Origin of the sequence: Gillisia sp. CAL575 (assembly GCF_000403785.1) — a bacterium.
In the GTDB taxonomy this organism is placed as follows: domain Bacteria; phylum Bacteroidota; class Bacteroidia; order Flavobacteriales; family Flavobacteriaceae; genus Gillisia.
The window spans coordinates 16,099-40,529 of record NZ_APHJ01000030.1; the positions used below are offsets into that span (position 1 = coordinate 16,099).

General features: G+C 35.2%; 22 protein-coding genes. All 22 read left to right on the forward strand.

The features are described from left to right. The first annotated feature begins 8 nt into the window (after positions 1 to 8). The 22 genes from pxpA to I130_RS10890 all read left to right on the forward strand — a co-directional run bounded on the left by pxpA (position 9) and on the right by I130_RS10890 (position 24,427). On the forward strand, positions 9 to 746 hold the full coding sequence (gene pxpA, locus I130_RS10785) for a 5-oxoprolinase subunit PxpA (RefSeq protein WP_034922912.1): 738 nt from the start codon (positions 9 to 11) through the stop codon (positions 744 to 746). After that, positions 743 to 1,477, forward strand: a complete 735-nt coding sequence (gene pxpB / locus I130_RS10790; protein WP_034922915.1) for a 5-oxoprolinase subunit PxpB — start codon at positions 743 to 745, stop codon at positions 1,475 to 1,477. The genes pxpA and pxpB overlap by 4 nt, the downstream gene beginning before the upstream one ends. After that, positions 1,470 to 2,330: a biotin-dependent carboxyltransferase family protein gene (locus tag I130_RS10795; protein WP_034922917.1), complete on the forward strand. Its 861-nt coding sequence runs from the start codon at positions 1,470 to 1,472 to the stop codon at positions 2,328 to 2,330. The genes pxpB and I130_RS10795 overlap by 8 nt, the downstream gene beginning before the upstream one ends. A 697-nt stretch (positions 2,331 to 3,027) precedes the next feature. Then, the gene (locus tag I130_RS10800; protein WP_051119687.1) at positions 3,028 to 3,417 is read left to right on the forward strand and encodes a hypothetical protein; all 390 of its coding nucleotides are present in this window, start codon (positions 3,028 to 3,030) and stop codon (positions 3,415 to 3,417) included. Next, a complete protein-coding gene (locus I130_RS10805; protein WP_034922919.1) occupies positions 3,417 to 4,142 on the forward strand; it encodes a hypothetical protein in 726 nt (241 codons plus the stop codon). The genes I130_RS10800 and I130_RS10805 overlap by 1 nt, the downstream gene beginning before the upstream one ends. Positions 4,143 to 4,300: 158 nt before the next feature. After that, entirely contained in the window at positions 4,301 to 5,038 is a 738-nt protein-coding gene (locus tag I130_RS10810; RefSeq protein WP_034922921.1) for a hypothetical protein, read from the forward strand. Positions 5,039 to 5,127: 89 nt separating this feature from the next. Next, the gene (locus I130_RS10815) at positions 5,128 to 5,913 is read left to right on the forward strand and encodes a sensor histidine kinase (RefSeq protein WP_034922923.1); all 786 of its coding nucleotides are present in this window, start codon (positions 5,128 to 5,130) and stop codon (positions 5,911 to 5,913) included. Then, on the forward strand, positions 5,910 to 6,539 hold the full coding sequence (locus tag I130_RS10820; RefSeq protein ID WP_034922925.1) for a response regulator transcription factor: 630 nt from the start codon (positions 5,910 to 5,912) through the stop codon (positions 6,537 to 6,539). The genes I130_RS10815 and I130_RS10820 overlap by 4 nt, the downstream gene beginning before the upstream one ends. Positions 6,540 to 7,176: 637 nt before the next feature. Continuing rightward, the gene (locus I130_RS10825) at positions 7,177 to 8,715 is read left to right on the forward strand and encodes a carbon-nitrogen hydrolase family protein (RefSeq protein ID WP_034923021.1); all 1,539 of its coding nucleotides are present in this window, start codon (positions 7,177 to 7,179) and stop codon (positions 8,713 to 8,715) included. 631 nt (positions 8,716 to 9,346) lie between these two features. Beyond that, positions 9,347 to 11,020: a dihydroxy-acid dehydratase gene (ilvD, locus tag I130_RS10830; protein ID WP_034922928.1), complete on the forward strand. Its 1,674-nt coding sequence runs from the start codon at positions 9,347 to 9,349 to the stop codon at positions 11,018 to 11,020. A gap of 11 nt (positions 11,021 to 11,031) precedes the next feature. Next, positions 11,032 to 12,765, forward strand: a complete 1,734-nt coding sequence (gene ilvB, locus I130_RS10835; protein WP_034922930.1) for a biosynthetic-type acetolactate synthase large subunit — start codon at positions 11,032 to 11,034, stop codon at positions 12,763 to 12,765. Beyond that, positions 12,765 to 13,304, forward strand: a complete 540-nt coding sequence (gene ilvN / locus I130_RS10840) for an acetolactate synthase small subunit (protein WP_034922933.1) — start codon at positions 12,765 to 12,767, stop codon at positions 13,302 to 13,304. Before ilvB ends, ilvN begins: the two co-directional genes overlap by 1 nt. Next, positions 13,301 to 14,776 (forward strand): ketol-acid reductoisomerase, encoded by a 1,476-nt coding sequence (gene ilvC, locus I130_RS10845; protein WP_034922935.1) that lies wholly within the window; start codon positions 13,301 to 13,303, stop codon positions 14,774 to 14,776. The genes ilvN and ilvC overlap by 4 nt, the downstream gene beginning before the upstream one ends. Continuing rightward, the gene (gene ilvA, locus I130_RS10850) at positions 14,776 to 16,050 is read left to right on the forward strand and encodes a threonine ammonia-lyase IlvA (RefSeq protein ID WP_034922938.1); all 1,275 of its coding nucleotides are present in this window, start codon (positions 14,776 to 14,778) and stop codon (positions 16,048 to 16,050) included. Before ilvC ends, ilvA begins: the two co-directional genes overlap by 1 nt. Before the next feature lie 325 nt (positions 16,051 to 16,375). Further along, entirely contained in the window at positions 16,376 to 17,008 is a 633-nt protein-coding gene (locus tag I130_RS10855) for a GNAT family N-acetyltransferase (protein WP_034922941.1), read from the forward strand. Between the two features lie 279 nt (positions 17,009 to 17,287). Continuing rightward, complete coding sequence (locus I130_RS10860; protein ID WP_034922944.1) at positions 17,288 to 18,475, forward strand: argininosuccinate synthase; 1,188 nt, start codon at positions 17,288 to 17,290, stop codon at positions 18,473 to 18,475. Then, entirely contained in the window at positions 18,472 to 19,437 is a 966-nt protein-coding gene (gene argC, locus I130_RS10865) for an N-acetyl-gamma-glutamyl-phosphate reductase (protein WP_034922946.1), read from the forward strand. Before I130_RS10860 ends, argC begins: the two co-directional genes overlap by 4 nt. A 39-nt stretch (positions 19,438 to 19,476) precedes the next feature. Then, positions 19,477 to 20,271: a pyrroline-5-carboxylate reductase gene (proC, locus tag I130_RS10870; protein WP_034922950.1), complete on the forward strand. Its 795-nt coding sequence runs from the start codon at positions 19,477 to 19,479 to the stop codon at positions 20,269 to 20,271. A gap of 2 nt (positions 20,272 to 20,273) precedes the next feature. Then, a complete protein-coding gene (locus I130_RS10875; RefSeq protein WP_034922952.1) occupies positions 20,274 to 21,407 on the forward strand; it encodes an aspartate aminotransferase family protein in 1,134 nt (377 codons plus the stop codon). 217 nt (positions 21,408 to 21,624) lie between these two features. Continuing rightward, on the forward strand, positions 21,625 to 22,566 hold the full coding sequence (locus I130_RS10880) for an N-acetylornithine carbamoyltransferase (protein ID WP_034922954.1): 942 nt from the start codon (positions 21,625 to 21,627) through the stop codon (positions 22,564 to 22,566). An 11-nt stretch (positions 22,567 to 22,577) separates the two neighbouring features. Further along, positions 22,578 to 23,357, forward strand: a complete 780-nt coding sequence (argB, locus tag I130_RS10885; protein WP_034922956.1) for an acetylglutamate kinase — start codon at positions 22,578 to 22,580, stop codon at positions 23,355 to 23,357. Further along, positions 23,357 to 24,427 carry a M20 family metallo-hydrolase gene (locus tag I130_RS10890; RefSeq protein ID WP_034922958.1) on the forward strand — a complete coding sequence of 357 codons (1,071 nt, stop codon included), beginning with the start codon at positions 23,357 to 23,359 and terminating at the stop codon, positions 24,425 to 24,427. The genes argB and I130_RS10890 overlap by 1 nt, the downstream gene beginning before the upstream one ends. The last annotated feature ends 4 nt before the right edge of the window (positions 24,428 to 24,431 follow it).

Here is a 24,431-nt window from a genome sequence, read left to right on the forward strand (position 1 = left end):
TCAATTCTATGCAAATAATTCATCTTAACTGTGATCTAGGAGAGGGTGGAAAGTTCGATGCTCAATTAATGCCACATATCTCGGCATGTAATGTCGCCTGTGGAGGACACGCTGGAGATGCAGATACAATGCATAAAACAGTTATGATGGCTATGGAATATAATGTTGAAATTGGAGCGCATCCTTCTTATCCTGATATCGAAAATTTTGGAAGACAGTCTTTAGATATTTCAGAAAATGAACTTAAAAAATCCATCCAAGAACAGCTTTTTTCTCTTGATGCAATAGCAAAAAATCAAGGAGGAAAATTAACTCATTTCAAAGCGCACGGAGCACTTTATAATGATGCCGTAAAAGACCAAAAAATAGCAAAAATAATTTTAAATTCAATAGCTGAATCTAACTTAAATCTGAAGCTTTATGCACCTCAGAATTCTATTATTTCTGAACTTGCAAACGGTAAAATGGAAGTAGTTTTTGAAGCCTTTGCAGACCGTAATTACAACCCAGATCTTAGCCTCGTTTCTAGAACAAAAAACAATGCATTGATCATTCAAAAAGAAGATGTTTTTAAGCATCTTTTTTCCATGTTTTCAACAGGTAAAATTGTGTGTGAAAATGATATCAAAATACCCTCTGTAGCAGCTACCTATTGTCTTCATAGTGACACTCCAAATTCCGTAGAAATCATCAAATTTCTGGATCAGGAATTCAGTAAAATGAATATCAAAATAGCAAAGAGATGAGCCACGAATATCCACAAATAAAACCGATGGGGGACAAGGCTATTCTTATAGATTTTGAACCAAAGATCAATGAAAATCTGCTCGAAAAGCTTTTAAATATCAAAGAATTTATAGAAAACGAATTAGTTAAAGAAAAGGTTGAAATAATAAACACATATTGTTCATTACTAATTATTTACCCTAACACTATAGAAAACCTCTATAATGAAGTTTTAACAATTAAAGCACTTATTTCCAATCCTAATATAGGTAAAAATATCTCCCCAAATATTTTTAATATCCCGGTGTGTTATGATGAAGAATTCGGACTGGATTTGGTTCATATTTCCAAAGATAAAAACCTTAAAATTTCAGAGATCATTGAGATTCATACGATTCCTATATACACAGTTTATTTCATAGGATTTTTACCCGGTTTTTTATACTTAGGTGGCTTGGATAAAAAGTTGAAAATTTCGAGAAAAGAAACCCCTAGATTAAAGGTAGAAAAAGGGGCTGTTGGAATAGGTGAAAATCAGACTGGAATTTATCCAAAAACCAGTCCGGGTGGATGGCAAATTGTTGGAAATTCTCCACTCATTTTTTTCGATAAAAATAACGAACCTCCATCAGTTATTTTACCTGGAGATAAAGTGAAATTTTATTCGATTTCAAAAAAGGAATATTTAGATATTTCAGAAGAAATAAAGTGCGGTAATTTTCAATTAAAAAGCGAAAAATATCATGGCTGAGATTGAAGTTTTACATCCGGGATTATATTCTTCTATTCAAGACTTGGGAAGATTTAATTTTAGAAAATTTGGTGTACCTCTAAGTGGTGCTATGGATTCTTATTCTGCAAAAATTGCCAATCTCATTTTAGGTAATTCTATAGATAAACCTGTATTGGAAATCACTCAGCTGGGACCTAAATTAAAGTTTTTAGAAGCTAGTTTTATTTCTATATGCGGAGCACAATTAAGCCCAAAGATTAACGATCGTGTTGTGCTAAATAATAAGCTGCTTCAAATAAATAAAAATGATGTCTTATCTTTTGGGAAGAGAAATCTAGGTTGTAGAGGATATATTGGAATTGAGGGAGGATTTATTTCAGAAAAAAATATGGAGAGCTATAGTTGGTATAGGTATATAACTAATTTTGAAACTTTGCAGAAGGGAATGAGATTAGAATATTTTTCAACTAAAAGGCAATCTTTTTCTATCAATGCGAGTGCCAAAATTGATTCGGGATATCTTGAAGATCTAAGCATAGAGGTTTATGAAGGACCAGAATTGAATTTGCTTTCACTTTCCCAGCAAAAAAAAATACTAAGTATGCGTTTTAAGGTAGATAATAATAACAATAGAATGGCAATACAACTTCAGGAACCTCTCGTAAACTCACTTAAACCTATTATTACAGGGCCTGTGTTGCCGGGTACGGTACAGCTAACTCCTTCTGGCAAATTAATTGTTTTAATGAGAGACTGCCAAACAACAGGAGGCTATCCAAGAGTTTTGCAGCTTTCTGAGGAAGGAATAAATACGATGGCTCAAAAAGTTATTGGAGATGAAGTCTCATTTGCCTTAATTGAAATAAAATAACAAATATTACGTTTTAAAGTTAATACGAAAAAGTGTCGGTTAAAATGTTTTAAAGATTTAAAGCCCTACCTAAAAATCGATTTGCATTTCTAACGACACTTTTTTAACCTTAACATATAAAAGCTAATTAATTGAATACTCAAAAATAAGCTTGACTCTAATTTCTCGCAAGGGTATTTTTCCCCTTTTTATGTTCTAGAAATTAAGGTTTAATATCTAGAACATAAATTATCTTAAAATCTTCTTTCTTTTAATAAAAAGGTGTCGTCTTTTGTGTTATTAGATCTATTATTAGCCCCACCTAGTAATACATCACACATTAAACGACACTTCTTTTTTTGAAACATTCAACATTTATTTCAAACCAAAAATACGCTACACTTTAATCTACTACAAGGGGGTTTTTCCCTTTTTTTATTTTATTCGCTTTTCTGAGGTTATTCTTTTTCTGAAGAAATTACTATAAACGAAAAAGTGCCGGGAATGCATTTTTCAATAATTAGAAGCCCTACCTAATAATTATTCACACATTTCGACACTTTATTTTGTTTCATCCTAACTTTTATATCAAGTAGAATGATAAATCAAATTTATATAATAGGTTAATTGTAATAAAGGGGATTTTTCCCCTTTTTTCGGATTTAGAAAAATATGTTAAAGAAAAATTTTACTTTTAACAAAATTTGAATTATCAAGTATGGCAAAACCTAGTAAAAGCATATCAGTAGAAGCGGCGAAAGCACTTCAGAATAAATGGAAAGAATCACGAGCTTTAGAAATTGAACAAGCCCAAGGTTACCAAGACACACGTGAGTTTTGGTATAGTTTGGAAGAGTTACAAGATTACCTAGATTATGTAAAAGAACAATCTATCGCACAGGGAATAAGTAAACCTGGGATAAGGATATATTTTGGGGCTTATGCGAAAACTCCTACTAAAAAAAGTTATGCTACAATTTTTTTAGCTCCCACCAAAGAGAAATCTAATCCTATTTTAGAAGATGGAGAAGCTGTGAATAATGAAAATAATTATGATATAGATCCTATGAATATAGGCTCTAATGGTTATCCTCCAATAAATTATTAATGCAATTCTTATTTTTGTTTATTGCAATTTTTTTAGAAGGTTTTAGTGTTATTGCAGGGATTTATTATTTAAAAAAAATGCCAAATGATTTAAGTAACAAGCTGCTTACGTATTTTTTGCTTATTACTTTCACAGTAGAAATTACAGGGCTTATTCCTGCAATTATTTACCATAATGAAGCATTACATCATTTAAAAGACACTGTTTGGTACACCAATTTTTGGTTATTTAATCCTTATTTAGTTGTTAGTTTTGCATTTTACTGTTATTACTTCGGAAGGAGCCTTCAAAGCAGAATTCTAAAGAATATTTTAAACTATTCAGTAATTGTTTTTGTGATTTCAAGTTTCTTGATTCTTATTTTTTCTGATGTTTTGTTTGTTTCTCATTCTTACTTTACATTATTTTTTGGTGTTGCATTATTATTTTTAGCAATTAGTTTTTATTATTATGAGTTACTTCGAGATGAAAAATTATTGGATATAAAAAGAAGTGTTAAATTTTATGTCTCTGTAGCATTTCTTCTCTTTAATTTAATTTCGTTGCCACTCTGGATTTACTTTAAATATTTTAGCAATACTATAAGCCCGGAATTTGTGAAATTATACCAATCAATTTTTTATTTATCTAATGTGTTGCTATATAGCACCTATATTTTTGCTTTTATCTATTGTGCGCAGCAAAAACAATTTCCTGTGATAAATCAAAACAAGAGTGTTCCATAAAATGAGTGGAGAAGAGGAGTTACTTACTTTTTTCTGTTGCTAAAATTTAATGTAAATGGAGAAAGAATACGAAGATGTTGTAAATGATGATATAGAACCGTTTAATGGAACTGGCAGATTATGGCCTCCATTAGGATACTAATAGTGATAAAAGACATATGCTGGATTTTATAATAGAAAATAAAATTTATGTTACTTATATTTTTGAATTTATTGCAGCTATAAGTGGCAGTTACTATTTAAATAAAACTCCAAAAGTTCGAAAGGAAATTATATATTTCTCATGGTTTATATGGTTTGTGTTTTTGATAGATCTTAGTGGTTTATATTCTTTATGGGCTTTTTTTGATGATTATAAAACATTCCCTTTTTTAAAAGATTCATTATTTACTCGTAATGTCTGGTTATATAATTGGTTACATTTAATAAGTCTTTCTTTTTACAGCTTTTTATATATTAAACAGATTGAAAGAATTAAGTACAAAAGAATTTTAAATTATGCCTTACTTATTTTTATCGGATTCGGAATAATTAAATTATCAAGTACAAATCAGATTTTCTTTACTTATGATATGTCAATTCTTATTGCAGGAGTTGTATTGCTAATAATTGCTATTTCTACCTATTATTTTGAGCTAATACTTAGTGATAGAATTCTATACCTTAAAAATAATTTACTCTTTTATGTTTCTATAGGTCTTCTAATTTGGCATTTATGTGTACCTCCAATTCAAATATATAGTGCTTATTTTTCTATTGAAAATGTTGAATTTATTAACATGTATACAACTGTTTTGATGTATAGTAATATTTTCATGTATGGCATGTTTTCCCTTGCATTTATTTATTGCGCAAAAAGAAATTCCGATTTAGGTTTGAAAACTATTTCTCAGTAAAAATTATGCGAATCATCGGATTCTCTTTTTGTTAAAATTCTTAATTTCAATTAATTTCTCGTAAACTTGTGTTAAATTAATTGGATTGCATGCTAGCTAAGGAAGAACTTCTACTTATTGTTTATTTTATTGTGGTCATTCTATTATTGACCAGTTTTGCTATAATCTTCTTTATTACTTTCCACAAACGAAAGAACACACTACTTTATGAGAAATTTGAAGCTGAAAAACGTTTCGAAAATGAATTGGCACAGTCTAAAATTGAAATTCAAGAACAAACTTTAAAAAATGTTAGCTGGGAATTGCACGATAATATTGGGCAATTACTGTCGGTTGCTAATATGCAACTAAATATTCTAACAGGGACAGTGGACGAGGAGGTCAAACAATCTGTTAAAGATATTAAAGAAGTTGTTTCTAATTCCTTGCAAGAGGTACGTTCCCTTTCCAAATCCTTAAATAATGAAGTGATAAGTTACACCGGGATTGAGGCATCAATAAAAAATGAATTATCTAGATTTGAGAGACTTAATAATATAAAAACCGAAATTTTTACCGAAGGTGAAACTTTTGATATTATTGAAAAAGATTCTATAATTCTATTTAGAATAATTCAGGAATTTTTCTCTAACATTATAAAGCATGCAAGCGCTTCCAAGATAGAGGTGCATATTAAGTATCATATAGATGAGATGAATATCAGTATAAAAGACAATGGAAAAGGTTTTAATATTGATGAAGTTATCAAAAGTTCTGGTTTAATTAATATGGAAAGTCGCGCTGCGCTTATAAATACTAAAATAGAAATTCAGTCCATTCCAGATAAAGGAACTTCTTTGTCTTTAAATTATCCTAAAAAAGTCTCTTCCCTATGAAAAAGACGATAGTCATCGTTGACGATCACACATTGTTTGCACAATCTCTTCAAGGTCTTGTAAATTCTTTTCAAGAATATGAGGTATTAAAAGTCCTAAAGAACGGACAGGAATTACTAGATTATTTTAAAGCTAATCACAAACGTCCGGATATTATTTTGTTAGATATTAGAATGCCAATAATGGATGGGGTTTCCACAATGTCCTGGTTAAAAGAGCATTTTCCCGAGCAAAAAACATTGGCCCTTACTATGGAACATGACGAGGAAATCATTATTAAAATGATTAGAATGGGTAGTAGAGGTTATTTATTAAAAGATATAGAGCCAGAAGAATTTCTATATGCATTAGAATCTGTTAATTCCAGTGGCTATTATTTTAGCGAAGAAATTGTAGAAGTAATGGATCTGCATACTTCAAAAAACTATGGTGATCTTACCAATAGAGAAATGGAATTTTTAAACCATGCTTGTTCAGAAAAGACATATAAAGAGGTTGCGGAAGAAATGCATTTAAGTCCAAAAACTATAGATGGCTATCGTGAAAGCTTGTTCTCTAAACTACAAGTTAAAAGTAGAGTTGGAATGGTGCTCTTTGCAGTAAAGAATAATATTGTCAGGATTTAAGTTTTTTATTATTTCGACCCCGATTACTATTTGAACAAAATGCAATTTAACTTTTTTGTCATTCCGACGGAGGAGAAATCTCTAATATAAGAATCTTTCTTTGCAGAGATTCTTCAATCCACTATGCTTCTTTCAGAATGACAGATACATTTTTGTCATTCCGACGGTAGGAGGAATCTCTTATTAATGAGATTCTGTTTCATTGAGATTTTTCACTTCGCTGCTCTCCGTTCAAAATGACAGTCTTTTATTTCCTTATTGTTTGTCATTCCGACGGTAGGAGGAATCTTTTATTAATGAGATTCTGCTTCATTGAAATTCTTCAATTCACTATGCTTCTTTCAGAATGACAGATACATTTTTGTCATTTCGACGGTAGGAGGAATCTCTTATTAATGAGATTCTGCTTCATTGAGATTTTTCACTTCGCTGCTCTCCGTTCAAAATGACAGATACGTTTTTGTCATTCCGGCGGAGGAGGAATCTCTAACATGAGAATCTTTCTTTGCAGAGATTCTTCCCTTTACCCTGAATGGCAGTAAATCTTCTTATTTTTTACTCACTGCTAAATTGATGTTATTCATTTTTGAATAAATGTAAACTACTGTATCTTCGTGTAAAATTAAATTTAGATCCTGTGTTAGATTCAGCTACAATAGAATTAAGAAATTTACGAGTTAAAGATTATGTAGAGTTTAAAAAATCCATGGTTCAGGTATATAGTGCATTATCCAATTCTTATTGGAGCAAAGCAGATATTTCTACTTTGGTAAGCAAGTTTCCCGACGGGCAATTTTGTATTGTTATAGATGGGAAAATTGCAGGTTGTGCCTTATCTATGATCGTAGATTATGATAAGTATGATGATGATCATAAGTACAATGATATAATTGGAGGTCATGAATTTGCCAATCATACGGAAGATGGGAATGTACTTTATGGGATAGATGTTTTTATTCTTCCAGATTATCGCGGAATGAGGCTTGGACGTAGATTATATGAAGCAAGAAAAGAACTCTGCGAACAACTTAATCTGAAATCTATCATCTTCGGTGGTAGAATTCCAAATTATGGGGAATATGCTGAAACTTTAACTCCAAAAAAATATATAGATAAAGTGAAGTTGAAGGAGATTCATGATCCTGTTCTTTCATTTCAGTTATCTAATGATTTTCACGTTAAAAAAGTGATTAAAGGATATTTGCCTGGTGATCATGAAAGTTTAGAATTTGCAACTCTAATGGAATGGCATAATATATATTACACTAAACCAGAGAAGTTAATTAATACTAAGAAGAAGGTAGTAAGGCTAGGTTTAGTGCAATGGCAAATGCGTTTATTCAAAGATTATGATTCCTTAGTAGAACAAATTGAATTCTTTGTAGATGCAGTAAGTGATTACCAAAGTGATTTCATATTGTTTCCAGAATTATTTAACGCCCCCCTGATGGCGCAATTCAATCATTTAAATGAAGCTGAAGCAATTCGAGGATTATCCAGTTATACCGATAGGTTGTTGGAAACGTTTAAAAAATTCGCGATAAATTATAACATCAATATCATCACCGGAAGTATGCCACAAGCTGTGGGAGAACACATGCATAATGTTGGCTTTTTATGCCGAAGAGATGGAAGTGTAGAACGATATGAGAAATTACATATCACTCCAGCTGAAGAATCTGCCTGGGGAATAAAAGGTGGGACACAACTTAAAACTTTTGATACTGATTGTGGTAAGATTGGAGTGCTTATTTGTTATGATGTAGAATTCCCGGAATTGCCTAGATTATTGGCAGAAGATGGAATGAAGATCCTTTTTGTTCCGTTTATGACCGATACCCAGAATGGATATTCCAGAGTGAGGATATGTGCTCAGGCCAGAGCCGTAGAAAATGAATGTTATGTTGCTGTTGCAGGTTCTGTTGGAAACTTACCTAAGGTAAATAACATGGATATTCAGTATTCACAGTCAGCGGTATTCACACCATCTGACTTTGCCTTTCCCGTTAACGGAATTAAAGCAGAGGCTACACCTAACACAGAAAGTACTTTATTAGTAGATGTAGATCTGGATCTGCTAAAAGAACTGCACAGTTTTGGAAGTGTAAGAAACATGAAGGATAGAAGATTGGATCTTTATTCTCTAAAAAGGAAGAATATTAAAATCTCTAATTAAAGATAGTAGTTAAATATACTTTAATCGGGGAGGGTATATAGGAAGGGGGATATCTAACGATGTTCCCTTTTTTTTGTTATATTTTTTTATGCGAGAAAGTATCAATTTAATGTTTGATACAATAACTTCAATTTCCACTTTTTCTAACTGCCTTAATAGGTGATTCTTTATTTTATAATTTCTTCAGAAGAAAAGCATAATCCCCAAAGAAACCTTCTTCATTTTTATTTCCAATATTTAATTATCTCTTTCAATAATATGGGCATTGCTCATTTTTAAGCTAATCACTAAAAAATATTAGCTGCTTTTTACAAACCGTGATTTTATTGTTTTGAAAATATAACCTCTTATAAAAAGGGAATATTCAGTTTTAGGACTAATAAATTAAGGATAATTAAAAAATTGTTGTCCAATCAAGTTGAGAGTCTTCAGTATGGTTGGTTTCGCAGAATTTTTGTGTTATAAAAACTTGATTCCTTCAGCTATCGTAACATGAACAATGATAAAGTATTGATAATCAGTATATTAAAATTTTAATTCTTCTTTTGGAATTAATTTTCATATAGAGCTATATATATGCTTCTACTACTAAGAAACTACTTTTAATTAATATTTTGATTGATAAATAACGATGGATAATAAATATAGTCAGATTTTAACACAAAACGATTCCAACCCTGCAGCCCAAGCCATGCTACATGCCATCGGCTTAACGAAGGAAGATTTTAAAAAGCCTTTTGTTGGTATTGCCAGTACAGGTTATGAGGGGAATCCATGTAATATGCATCTCAACGACCTGGCCAAATTGGTTAAAGAAGGTTGTAATTCCAATAAAATGGTGGGTCTTATCTTCAATACCATTGGGGTAAGTGATGGGATTTCTATGGGTACTCCGGGAATGAGATATTCCTTGCCTTCCCGAGATCTTATTGCCGACTCTATGGAAACTGTGGTACAAGCAATGTCTTATGACGCGATGATTACGGTGGTAGGATGTGATAAGAATATGCCAGGAGCCTTGATGGCGATGTTGAGAGTAAACCGTCCCGCAATTTTAGTATATGGCGGCACTATAGCTTCCGGATGTCATAAAGGTGAAAAACTGGATGTTGTCTCAGCTTTTGAAGCATGGGGAGCAAAGGTAGCTGGAGAAATTAGTGACGAGGATTATGATGGCGTTATAGAGAAAGCATGTCCGGGAGCTGGAGCTTGTGGAGGGATGTATACAGCAAATACAATGGCTTCTACTATTGAAGCTTTGGGAATGGCCCTGCCTTACAACTCATCTAACCCAGCTATTGGTAATGAAAAGAAAAGTGAGAGTATAGAGGCCGGAAAGGCAATCCGATTATTAATAGAAAAAGATATAAAACCAAAGGATATAGTAACTAGAAAATCGATGGAAAATGCCATAAGATTACTTACCGTACTTGGAGGTTCAACCAATGCCGTGCTGCATTATTTAGCAATAGCTAAAGCAGCTGAAGTAGAATTTGGAATGGACGATTTTGGAAAAATATGTGATTCCACTCCTTTTTTAGCCGATCTAAAACCAAGTGGGAAATATCTTATGGAAGATGTACACAGGGTTGGAGGAATTCCTGCCGTTCTTAAATATATGCTGAAAGAAGGAATGCTTCATGGGGATTGTTTAACGGTAACTGGAAAGACATTGGCAGAAAATCTTGAGGATGTTCCAGATCTAGAGGAGGGACAAGATGTAATCCACCCACTAAATAATCCTATTAAGAAAACAGGACACATCCGCATTCTATACGGGAATTTAGCAACAGAAGGTTCTGTAGCTAAGATCACAGGGAAAGAAGGTTTAAAATTTAAGGGGAAAGCAAAGGTTTATAATTCGGAATATGAAGCTAATGACGGAATTTCAGAAGGGAAAGTAAGCAAAGGAGATGTAATAGTGATACGATTTGAAGGCCCAAAGGGTGGACCTGGAATGCCTGAAATGCTGAAACCTACTGCTGCAATTATGGGAGCTAAATTAGGTAAAGACGTTGCCCTTATTACCGATGGGAGATTTTCCGGAGGAACTCATGGGTTTGTGGTAGGCCACATTACTCCTGAAGCTCAAGAAGGTGGTTTAATCGCATTCCTAAAGGATGGAGATGAGATCACTATAAATGCCGAAAACAATACTATAAGTGTTGCCTTAAGTGATTCAGAAATAGAGGGCCGAAGAAAAAATTGGGTGGCACCACCACTTAAATTCAATAAAGGAGTGCTTTATAAATATGCAAAAACAGTTTCCTCTGCCTCGCAGGGATGTGTTACAGATGAATTTTAATTAGTTGAATTATGGAAGTTAAAACAGCCAAAAAGGAGAAGATTATCAAACAAGCTCCAACAACGGTTTCAGGAGCAGAAGCTGTGATAAAATGTTTGTTGGAAGAAGGGATAGATACTATTTATGGGTATCCTGGAGGGGCCATCATGCCTGTCTATGACGAATTGTATAAGTATCAGGATAAACTTCATCACGTCCTTACAAGACATGAACAAGGTGCTACCCATGCCGCACAAGGTTATGCTAGAGTAACTGGTAAAGTAGGTGTATGTATCGCCACTTCTGGTCCTGGAGCTACAAATTTGGTAACAGGGATCGCCGATGCGCAGATAGATTCTACACCTATGGTATGTATTACTGGGCAGGTAGGTTCACATTTATTAGGAAGTGATGCTTTTCAAGAGACGGATATCGTAGGAATCTCGACCCCGGTAACTAAATGGAATTATCAAGTAACAAAAGCAGAAGAGATTCCTGAAGTATTGGCAAAAGCCTTTTACATTGCCAGATCTGGACGTCCCGGCCCTGTATTAATTGATATTACAAAAGATGCTCAGTTTGCAAGTTTGGAATTCAATTATAAAAAATGTACCGGAATAAGAAGCTACAAGCCTTTTCCGAAAGTAAATCTTTCAGAAATAGAACGGGCAGCAGACTTAATTAATTCTGCTAAGAAACCGATGATCGTTTTTGGTCAGGGAGTTATTTTAGGAGGGGCAGAAGCCTTATTACAACAAGTGGTGGAAAAAGCTGGAATTCCTTCGGCATGGACTATTCTTGGTCTGTCCGCGATGGCAACAGATCATCCTTTAAATGTGGGGATGGTTGGTATGCATGGAAATTATGGACCAAATGTTCTTACCAACGATTGCGATGTCCTAATAGCAATTGGGATGCGTTTTGACGATAGGGTTACAGGAAATCTTGAGCATTATGCCAAACAAGCAAAGGTGATCCATTTTGAAATAGATCCGGCCGAGATCGATAAAAATGTAAAAGCAGAGGTTGCCGTATTGGGAGATGTAAAAGAAACCTTGCAATTGTTACTAGGATTTTTAAAGTCGAAGAATCATGATGCCTGGCATCAGAAATTCAAAGATCTATACAAAATTGAATATGACAAGATCATTAATAATGAACTGAACGGGAAAGAAGGGAAACTGGGAATGGCAGAGGTAATAGATGAAATAAATACTTCTTCTAAAGGGGATGCTATTATAGTTTCAGACGTTGGCCAACACCAAATGGTAGCTTGCAGATATGCGAAGTTCAATAAAACCAGAAGTAATGTTACATCTGGGGGCTTAGGCACTATGGGATTTGCCTTGCCAGCAGCAATAGGTGCGAAAATGGGAATGCCAGAGAGAGAAGTTGTAGCAATAATTGGTGATGGTGGATATCAAATGACCATCCAGGAATTAGGAACCATCTTTCAAACAAAAGTTCCTGTAAAAATTGTAGTACTTAACAACGGATTTCTAGGTATGGTTAGGCAATGGCAACAAATGTTTTTTGATAAACGCTATGCCAGTACCGAGTTGATAAATCCTGATTTTGTGGCGATAGCCAAAGGATATTTCATAAAAGCTAAAAAAGTTACTGAACGTAGCGAGTTAAAAGATGCTATTAAAGAAATGATGGATTCTCCGGAGGCATATTTCTTAGAGGTAAAAGTAGAACAGGAAGAAAATGTGTTCCCAATGATTCCAACGGGAGCGTCAGTTTCAGACATAAGATTAGAATAATGGAAAAGAAAAATTATACAATTTCCATATATACGGAAAACAACATAGGATTATTGAGCAGAATCGCAGCGATCTTTCTGAAGAGACACTTCAATATAGAAAGTATCACAGCTTCGAAAAGCGAGGTAAATGAGGTAATGCGGTTTATAATCGTGGTGGAAATTACCGAAGAGCAAGTGAAGAAGATCATCGGTCAAATTGAGAAACAAATTGAAGTTATTCGCGCTTATTATCATACAGATGAAGAGCTGATCTTTCAGGAAACAGCACTTTATAAGGTGAATTCGGCCGAATTTGTTGAAGACCTCACTATTCAGGATTTCATAAAAGAGACCAATGCACGAATAGTTACGGTGACTCCAAAATTCTTTGTTATTGAGAAAACTGGTAAACGCCACGAAATAGATAATTTATACGATAAACTAAAACCCTATGGATTAATGCAGTTTGTTCGATCCGGAAAAATAGCAGTATCCAAAAATGAAATGCCAATCTCAAGTATTCTTGAAGATTTTAATACCATAAATATAAACTCATGACAAATTATTTTAATAGCCTTTCCTTAAGAGATCAATTAGCCCAATTGGGGACTTGCAGATTTATGCTAAGTGAAGAATTTAGCGAAGGAATTAATGCTTTAAAAGATAAAAAAATAGTAATAGTAGGTTGTGGTGCTCAAGGTTTAAATCAAGGTTTGAACATGCGCGACAGCGGACTTGATATCACCTATGCTTTAAGAGAAGATGCTATCAAAGATCAAAGGCAATCTTTTAAAAATGCTTCTTCAAACAATTTTAAAGTTGGTACTTATGAAGAGTTTATCCCTTCTGCAGACCTAGTAATAAATTTAACTCCAGATAAACAACATACTTCAGTTATAAAGAAAATAGTGCCGCTTATTAAAAAAGGTGCTGCTTTGTCTTATTCTCATGGTTTCAATATTGTGGAAGAAGGAATGAAGATCCGGGAAGATATTACAGTAATAATGGTGGCTCCTAAATGTCCAGGATCTGAGGTTAGAGAGGAATATAAGAGAGGCTTTGGTGTTCCTACCCTAATAGCCGTTCATCCGGAGAACGATCCAGAAGGAAAAGGATACGATTGGGCAAAAGCATATGCATTTGCAACAGGAGGACATAGGGCTGGTGTATTGGATTCATCTTTTGTGGCCGAAGTAAAATCGGACCTAATGGGTGAACAAACTATTTTATGTGGTGTGCTCCAAACCGGATCTATTTTAAGTTTTGATAAAATGGTAGCCGAAGGAGTGGAACCTGCATATGCGGCAAAATTAATTCAGTATGGTTGGGAAACTATTACCGAAGCTTTGAAACATGGAGGGATCACTAATATGATGGATAGACTTTCCAATCCGGCGAAAATCAAAGCTGCGGAAATATCAGAGGAATTAAAAACGATCATGCGTCCTCTTTTTCAAAAACATATGGACGACATTATTTCTGGGGCCTTTAGTACCCGAATGATGGAAGATTGGGACAAAGACGATAAGGAATTATTAGAATGGCGAGCAGCTACAGAAAATACCGCTTTTGAAAAAACAGCTGCGACCACGGAAGAAATCTCTGAGCAGGAATATTTTGATAAGGGGCTCTTATTGGTTGCTTTTGTAAAATCTGGAGTTGAGTTGGCTTTTGAAACTATGGTAGAAGCCGGAATCATTGCAGAATCTGCATATTATGAATCCTTACATGAAACTCCATTAATTGCAAACACAATAGCTCGTAAAAAACTTTATGAGATGAACAGAATTATTTCTGATACTGCTGAATATGGGTGTTATCTTTTTGATCATTCCTGTAAGCCATTGATTAAAGATTATATCAACAATCTGGAATCGGGATTAATAGGAAAAGCCTATGGCACAAAGGATTCCGGAGTAGATAATAAAAAATTGATCAAAGTGAATGCCTCTATTAGAAATCATCCAGTAGAAATTATAGGGGAACAGCTTAGAGAGGCCATGACCGAAATGAAAATAATACACGCATAATGAGCAATTCCTTGGTTAAAAAAGACATATATATTCCACAAATTGAGGCCGTGAAGCAAGCTGCAGAACGAATCTCAAAGGTTGCGATCAAAACTCCATTAGCTCCATCTTTTACCTACAGTAAGAGGTACGAAGCCAATGTTATGTTTAAAAGGGAAGATCTGCAGCAGGTTAGATCCTATAAGATACGTGGAGCATATAATAAGATCTCGAGTTTACCAAAGGATCAATTAGGCCAAGGCGTGATTTGTGCCAGTGCCGGGAATCATGCCCAAGGAGTGGCTTTTGCATGTAATAAGCTAGAGGTTAAAGGCGTGATCTATATGCCTATAACTACTCCCAAACAAAAGGTGGAGCAAACAAGAATGTTTGGCGGAGAATGGGTAGAGGTAGTCTTGAAGGGCGACACTTTTGATGATTCTTATAAAAGTGCAATAAAATATGGGGATAAGAACGAGATGGTCTTTATTCATCCTTTCGATGATGAAAAAGTAATAGAAGGCCAAGCTACAATTGGTTTGGAAATATTGAATCAAGCCGACGGGCCAATAGATTATATTTTCGCACCTCTTGGAGGTGGAGGTTTACTTGCCGGACTATCTTCGGTGTTTAAGCAACTATCTCCCAATACTAAGATTATTGGGGTGGAACCTGAAGGAGCACCCTCTATGAGTACCTCCCTAAAAATGGGGAAACTTATAGAACTTACGGAGATTGATAGGTTTGTAGATGGAGCTGCTGTACAGAAAGTAGGGGTTAGAAATTTCGAATTATGCAAGAATTTTCTGGATGATATGATCACGGTGCCAGAAGGTAAAATATGTCAGACCATCCTGGATTTGTATAATCAGGATGCGATAGTAGTAGAACCGGCGGGAGCAATGTCTATTACTGCTCTAGATACTTTTGCCGATGAGATCAAAGGGAAAAATGTGGTTTGTGTTGTAAGTGGAAGTAATAACGATATTACCCGAACTGCGGAAATAAAAGAAAAAGCATTGCTGTATGCCGGCCTTAAACATTATTTCATAGTGCCTTTTCCACAACGCGCAGGAGCATTAAAGCAATTTGTTGCAAAAGTTCTTGGGCCAGACGACGATATTACTCATTTTGAATATTCTAAAAAACACCACAGAGAAAATGGTCCTGCGGTTGTGGGAATAGAACTTAAAGATCCAAAAGACTTTGCCCCTTTAGTACAGCGGATGAAAGAGTATAAATTTTATGGACAATATTTAAACGATAATCCGGACTTATTTCAATTTTTAATATAATTAAGTATGCCCTTTTAAAAAATTGTTTAAATTTACCACGTGATTTCAACTATAAAGATAATATTACCCATTTTGCGCTTTAGGCCCCGCTTAAGTCGGTAAGCTGCGCATTCTCTTTTTTTAATATTATTTTACTTTTTACAATCTTGAAAAACACAATTTCCATATATATTTTAAATAATTTCAGAAACATTTCTGCAAATTCTCCCGTACGCAGTTTTCCGCGCCGCCTTGTGCGTATATAACTTTATGGAACTTAGGTGAGTCCGGTTCTTCCTTCAGAAATATCAAAAATTTTTTAATTCAAACTTTAATCTTTTAGCAGATGAAAATACTCATTGCTAATAAATCTCATGCAAAATATGCAGAGATCATTTGCGAAACTATAGCAGAATCAGCTAAAGTAAGGGGTACGGGTATCGCCCGAAGAACTCCAGAATATGTTATCACCAAAATGGAGAATGGCAACGCTATTATTGCATTAGATGGAGATAATTTTGCAGGATTCTGTTACATAGAAGTCTGGGGACACGATAAGTTTGTCGCCAACTCAGGGCTTATTGTAAGTCCGGAATATAGAAATCAGGGATTGGCGAAAGATATTAAAAAAGCCATTTTCGAACATTCCAAAAAGAAATTTCCCGGAGCTAAGATCTTTGGAATAACTACAGGTCTTGCGGTAATGAAGATCAATTATGAATTGGGTTACCAACCCGTTACATTTTCTGAACTAACCGATGATGAAAGTTTCTGGAAAGGATGTCAAACATGTAAAAACTACGATATTCTTACCCGTACAGAGCGTAAAATGTGCTTATGTACCGGCATGATGTACGATCCCAATAAGAAGAAAAGTGAAAAGCCAAGACATGAAACCTTCAATGAGAAAACTTATAGAAGGCTAAAGAATATTAAGCAAACGCTTTTCTATAAAAAGGAAAATGCTAAAAAGGAATAAAAATTATAAATAATTGTCATTCTGAGCCCCGGGATAAAAAGTTTTATCTATCGTAGGAAATTGACATAATTATTAGCATCTCTAATTAGATGCTGAAACAAGTTCAGCATGACGGGATTTCGAGGAACCAGCATCGTCACCCTGAACTTGTTTCAGTGTCTATAGTAATTAATTAAAAATATGTCAATGGTAGCTGGTTTCAGAATCTCAATTATGAGAGGTTTAAACAAGTCTGAAAATTTTCAGGATATTTTGACAAGAAAGTTTAAAAAATAAAATATGAAAAAAATAGTAATAGCATATAGTGGTGGTTTAGATACTTCCTATTGTGCAAAGTATTTATCTCAGAAAGAAAATACAGAGCTTCATGCGGTAAGTGTGAATACCGGCGGATTTTCTGAAGAAGAAATAAAAGAGATAGGTGAGAAAGCAGTTAAGATGGGAGCGAAATCCTATAAGAATATCAATGCGGTTTCAACATTCTACAACAAAGTAGTAAAGTATTTAATTTTCGGGAATGTTCTTAAAAATAACACCTACCCTTTATCTGTAAGTGCTGAACGGATTATACAAGCCATTGAGATCGTGAATTATGCGAAGAAAATGGGAGCCGATGCTATTGCGCACGGAAGTACAGGTGCGGGTAATGATCAGGTAAGATTTGATATGATCTTTCAAATATTAGCTCCAGACTTAGAAATAATTACCCCCATTAGAGACAAGCAATTAACCAGACAAGAGGAAATTGAATATCTTAAATCGCATGGGGTAGCAATGAACTGGGAAAAGGCAAAATACTCTGTAAACAAAGGACTTTGGGGTACAAGTGTTGGAGGTGCTGAAACGCTTACTTCAAATAAATCATTACCGGAAGCTGCCTACCCATCTCAACTTACAGAAACTGAGCTTAAACAAATTAGTCTTAGCTTTAAGAAAGGAGAATTAAGTGCGATCAATGGCAAAGAAGATACTCCGGAAAACATCATAGAAACCTTAGAAGTACTCGCTTCCAAATATGCAATTGGGCGGGATATTCACGTGGGAGATACTATTATTGGAATAAAAGGAAGAGTAGGCTTTGAGGCAGCATCGGCAACGATCATTTTAAAAGCACACCATTTATTAGAGAAACACACTTTAAGTAAATGGCAATTACAGCATAAAGATTATATAGCCAATTGGTATGGAACACATTTGCATGAAGGACAATATCTGGATCCTGTAATGAGAGATTTTGAAGCATTTTTACAAAGTTCTCAGGAACAAGTTACCGGGACTGTATCTATAAGTTTACATCCTTATAGATTTACCCTTAACGGAATAGAATCTAAGTTTGATCTTATGAACAACGGATTTGGGAAATACGGGGAAGAGAATACAGCCTGGACTGCAACCGATGCTAAAGGCTTTATAAAAATCCTGTCAAATTCAGGGAAGATCCATCAACACGTAAAAAATCAGGCATGATAACAGCAGGAATAATTGGAGGTGCCGGATACACGGCCGGAGAATTACTAAGAATCCTATTAAGGCATCCGGATGTCAACTTGGATTTCGTTTATAGTACTTCTCAGGCTGGTTCACAGATTTCAGCGATACATCAAGACTTGTTAGGAGAAACAGCTCTAAGGTTTAGTGGAAACATTAATCCTGAAGTAGATGTTGTTTTCTTGTGTTTAGGGCATGGAAATTCGATAGAATTTTTAAAAAACAATACATTTTCAAAACTAACTAAAGTCATAGATCTTAGTACAGATTATAGAATGCATTCCAACGATCATTCTTTTGTTTATGGTTTGCCTGAGTTTAAAAAAGAGGAAATTAAAAAGGCACAATTTATAGCTAATCCGGGATGTTTTGCCACCGCGATTAGTTTAGCAGTGCTTCCATTGGCAGCGGAGAAGTTGCTTAAGGATGAATTGCATATAAATGCTGTTACCGGGGCAACCGGTGCAGGGACTTCACTTTCTTCTACCTCGCATTTTACCTGGCGGGACAATAACTTTTCAGCATATAAGGAATTTGAACATCAACACTTAAATGAGATAGGTCAGAGCCTTAAAATGCTTCAGCCAAATTTTGCTTCTGAGGTAAATTTTATTCCGAATAGAGGGAATTTTTCCAGAGGAATTTTTGCAACTACTTACACCTATTTTGAAGGAAGCCTAGAAGATGCCAAAGCTCTATATGATACCTATTATAATGACGCAGCATTCACATTTGTGATAGAGGAAGAGGTTCACCTGAAACAAGTTGTGAACACTAATAAGTGTTTGATGAAACTTCAGAAATATAATAGTAAATTATTGATTACAAGTGTAATAGATAATTTATTGAAAGGTGCTTCCGGACAGGCAGTGCAAAACATGAATTTGATGTTTGGATTTCCTGAGAAGCAGGGACTTCAGTTAAAAGCCAGTTATTTTTAAATTAAAACACATAATAAAGTGTTGCTAAACAAATAAAATATGAAAGTAGCAATTATAGGAACAGGGAATCTGGGGAAATCTATAGCAAAAGGGCTGATCGTAAAAAATGCGATTACCACGCTGTATCTTTCAAAAAGAAAGCTTGAAAGCATTAAGGATCTTGAAGAGTATTCCGGGGTGAAATTGACTTCAGATAATTTGGAAGCAATTCAAAATTCAGATGTGATCATCTTCGCAGTACAGCCTCTTCAGCTGGAAGCTATTTTGCATGAAATAAAGAATTCATTGACGGAGAAGCACATATTGATCTCTACTGTGACGGGCTTTAATATCCCAAGGATCGAAGAAATTGTAGGAGAAGATCAATTCATAATTCGAGCCATGCCTAATACAGCAATTGCAGTAGGAAAATCCATGACTTGCCTTTGCAGTAATGTAAAAGGGGAGAAGCGAATTGCAATTGCCGAAGCTATATTTAATAGACTGGGAACAAGTGTAATTATTCCGGAATCTAAGATGCAGGCAGCAACTGTGATTTGTGCAAGTGGGATTGCATTTTGGATGCGTTTAATTCGAGCTACAACCCAAGGCGCTGTACAACTTGGTTTTGATGCTAAAGAGGCACAAGAGCTTTCTATGCAAACCTGTTTAGGTGCTGCCAGTCTCCTGATAGAATCGGGGAATCATCCGGAAGAAGAAATAGATAAGGTTACAACCCCTCGTGGTTGCACAATTGAGGGTTTGAATGAAATGGAGCATGGAGGTTTAAGTTCTTCGCTTATCAAAGGAATTCAGGCTTCATTTAAAAAAATTAATTCAATTACAAAACTTTAAATATGGAGTTATTTGACGTTTATCCCTTATATGATATTACTCCGGTTAAAGGGGAAGGCTGTTTTGTGTTTGATGAAAAGGGTACTAAGTATTTAGATCTATACGGAGGACATGCTGTGATCTCTATAGGTCATTCTCATCCACGTTATGTAGAAAAGCTTGGAGCGCAATTACAGAAATTGGGGTTTTACTCAAATTCTATAAAAAATCCTTTACAAGAAGAATTAGCTAAAAAGTTAGAAAAAGCAGCAAAAATCACAGAATATAGTCTGTTTTTGTGCAATTCGGGTGCAGAAGCGAATGAAAATGCCTTAAAACTGGCATCCTTCCATACCGGAAAAAGCAATGTAATCTATTTTAATAATGCTTTTCACGGAAGAACTTCGGCTGCGGTTGCAGTAACAGATAATGAAGGGATCAAAGCACCTTTAAATAAAGTACACAGCACCTGTAAAATAGCCTTCGAAGATATTTCAGGACTGGAAGAGGAGTTGAAAAAAGGAGAAACTGCTGCCGTGATTATCGAATTTATTCAGGGAGTTGGAGGATTGGATGAAGCAAGTACCGGATTCTATCAGCAAACAGCAGCATTATGTGAGCAATATGATGCGGTATTAATTGCCGATGAGGTTCAAGCCGGATATGGTAGAACAGGAGATTTCTTCGCCTATCAAAAACATAAGCTTCGTCCGGATATTATTTCTATAGCAAAAGGCATGGGAAATGGCTTTCCAATTGGAGGGATCTTAATAGATAGCTCTATTCCTGCAAAACATGGAATGTTAGGAACTACTTTTGGTGGGAATCATTTGGCCTGTGCTGCCGGAATTGCAGTATTGGAGGTGATTGAAAAAGAGCAGCTCATGAACAATGCAAAAAAAATGTTTGATTTTGTGCAGCAAGAGGTGGCAAAAATCCCGCAGATAAAGAAGCTGAAAGGAAGAGGGTTAATGCTAGGACTAGAGTTTGATTTTGAGATCGCAGCACTTAGAAAGTCACTGCTTTTTAACCATCACATATTTACAGGGGCTGCATCCAACAAGAAGTTACTTCGAATTTTACCACCATTGAATATCGAGCAAAAACATTTTGAAATGTTCTTTAAAGCCCTGAAAATTGAATTGAAAAACTATTAATTTGAAACTGATTGTTTGGTTCAACCCTATTAATCACTTTTAACTGGCTAGATTCATGTTTTTCGTCATGCTGAACTTGTTTCAGCATCTAAGTGAATCCAGAGAGACCCTGAAACGAGTTCAGGGTGACGATGGTGGACGAAAAGTAGAAATACACATTAAAGATTATCCTAACTAGTTAGCACTTAGGATCATTGTATAAAGAAATTATATTAAAATGAAGAATTACATCGATTTAACCGATATAGAGGATCTTCCGGCCTTGCTGGAGGAAGCTCGACAACTTAAAAAAAATAATTCGGATCCCGAACTGGGAAAAGGAAAGACCTTGGGAATGCTGTTTTTTAATCCGAGTTTAAGAACCCGACTCAGCACAGAAAAAGCTGCTAAATTATTGGGAATGGAAGTCATGGTAATGAATATTAATAGCGACGCTTGGGCTTTGGAATTTGAGGACGGCCAAATAATGGATTCTAATAAAGCGGAACATATTAAAGAGGGTGCCGCAGTACTTTCACAGTATTGCGATATCATTGCGGTACGTGCATTTCCAGAATTAAAAGATAAAGCAAGAGATAATGCGGAACTAGTGATGAATGGTTTTAAAAAATATGCTTTTGTGCCTATTTTAAATATGGAAAGTGCTACAGGCCATCCTTTGCAGGCACTTACAGATGCACTCACAATTACGGAACTTAAGAAAGTGAAACGCCCTAAGGTGGTTCTAACTTGGGCTCCTCATCCAAAAGCCTTACCACATGCAGTACCTAATTCGTTTGTACAGATGATGCAGAAAATGGATGTTGAGCTATGCATTGCGAATCCGGAAGGTTATAATTTGAATTCTGAAATTACTAAAAACACAAGGGTATTTCATGATCAGGAGGAAGCATTAAAAAATGCGGATTTTGTTTATGTGAAGAACTGGAGTAGTTATGAAAATTATGGGAAAGTACTTAAAACGGATCGAGATTGGACATTTAATCAGGAAAAATTACGAGTTACAAACAATGCGAAAGTGATGCATTGTTTACCGGTAAGAAGAAATGTAGTAATTGCAGATGACGTGCTGGACAGTGAAAATTCTGTGGTGATCCATCAGGCAAATAACCGAACTTTTGCTGCCCAGGCGGTATTGAAAAAATTATTGAAGGGCTAAGAATTATCAGAATGAAAAAACAAATTTTAAAAATTGTAAAAATAGGAGGGAAGCTCATTGAAAATGAGGCGAGTTTAAGTGCTTTTCTTCATGATTTTTCTCAATTGGAAGGGCCTAAAATATTAGTTCATGGTGGCGGTAAGATGGCAACCGAATTGTCCGATAGGTTAGGATTCAAGACGAATATGATCGATGGGAGAAGAATAACAGATGCCAATGCAATGGATGTGATCACCATGGTGTATGCAGGACTAATTAATAAGAAAATTGTAGCCAAATTGCAGGGCATAAAAAGTAATGCCGTAGGGCTTTGTGGCGCAGATGGAAAAAGTATTATCTCCAAGCGACGTGTTAATAAAGAGATTGATTTTGGATTTGTTGGGGATGTAGAAGAAATTAATACCAAGTTTATTTCTTCACTTCTGGGAAATGATATTATCCCGGTATTTTCAGCTATTTCATGTAGTAATGAAGGGGAGCTTTTTAATACGAATGCCGACTCGGTAGCTGCGGAAATAGCTATTGCTTTTTCTGAAACCTATCAAACCGAATTGTTTTTTTGTTTTGAAAAAAATGGGGTTTTGAAAGATCCTTTGGATGATAACTCGGTGATAGAGCTATTAGATACCCGGACTTATCAGAATTTATTGAATAAGAATATAATTAGTGAAGGGATGCTTCCAAAATTGCACAATTGTTTTTATGCCCTGGAGCATGCAGTTTCTGAGGTTTATTTAGGAGGGCCAAATTTGCTTCAAAAAGGAACTCAACATACAAAAATTATAAAATAATGGAAATTTCAAGGCTTCAAAAGAAAGCTATAAAGTTGTTGCAAGATCTTATAGAGACACAATCATTTTCTTCTGAAGAGGAAGGTACAGCAGCATTGTTGGAAAATTGGCTACAAGAATTTGAAATTCCATTTCAGCGGAGTGGTAATAACGTGTGGGCCGTGAACAAGCATTTCGATCATGGGAAACCAACCTTGTTATTAAATTCTCATCACGATACCGTTAAACCTAATTCTGCCTATACTCGTGATCCTTTCGCAGCAACTATTGAAGATGGAAAATTATATGGCTTAGGAAGCAATGATGCCGGAGGATGTTTGGTCTCCTTACTGGCTACTTTCACCTATTTCTTTGAAGCACAAGATCTGAATTTTAATTTGCTTTTTGCAGGAACTGCAGAGGAGGAAATAAATGGCAAAAATGGGGTAGCAAGTTTATTACCATTAATTCCAAAAATCGATGTTGCTATTGTGGGAGAACCAACGCTAATGCTAATGGCTGTTGCAGAAAAAGGATTGGTGGTTTTTGATGCCAAAGTGAAAGGAACCCCATCTCATGCAGCGCACCCTAATAATGATAGTGCCATTTATAAATGTATCTCTGTACTGGATTGGTTTAAGAATTTTAAATTTGAAAAAGTTTCAGAATCTTTGGGGGAAGTAAAACTTACGGTATCACAAATAAATGCAGGGAGCCAGCATAATGTAGTGCCGGCATCTGTAGATCTTGTGATAGATGTACGAGTGAACGACCGATATAGCAATGCAGAGGTTGCCGAAATTTTAGAAAAAAATGCACCAGTAGATGAAATTATTCCTCGTTCTCTGCGGTTGAATTCTTCTTCGATCTCTATGGAACATCCATTGGTCGTGGCCGGAACTGGATTGGGAATGTCAACATATGGCTCACCAACTTTATCCGATCAGGCAATGTTATCTTGTCCTTCTTTAAAACTTGGGCCTGGTGATTCTACCAGATCACATTCCGCAGATGAATTCATTTACGTGAAAGAGATAGAGGAAGGGATTGAAATGTATATAAGTCTGCTTCAGCGGGCATTAAAGAAATAAGTAT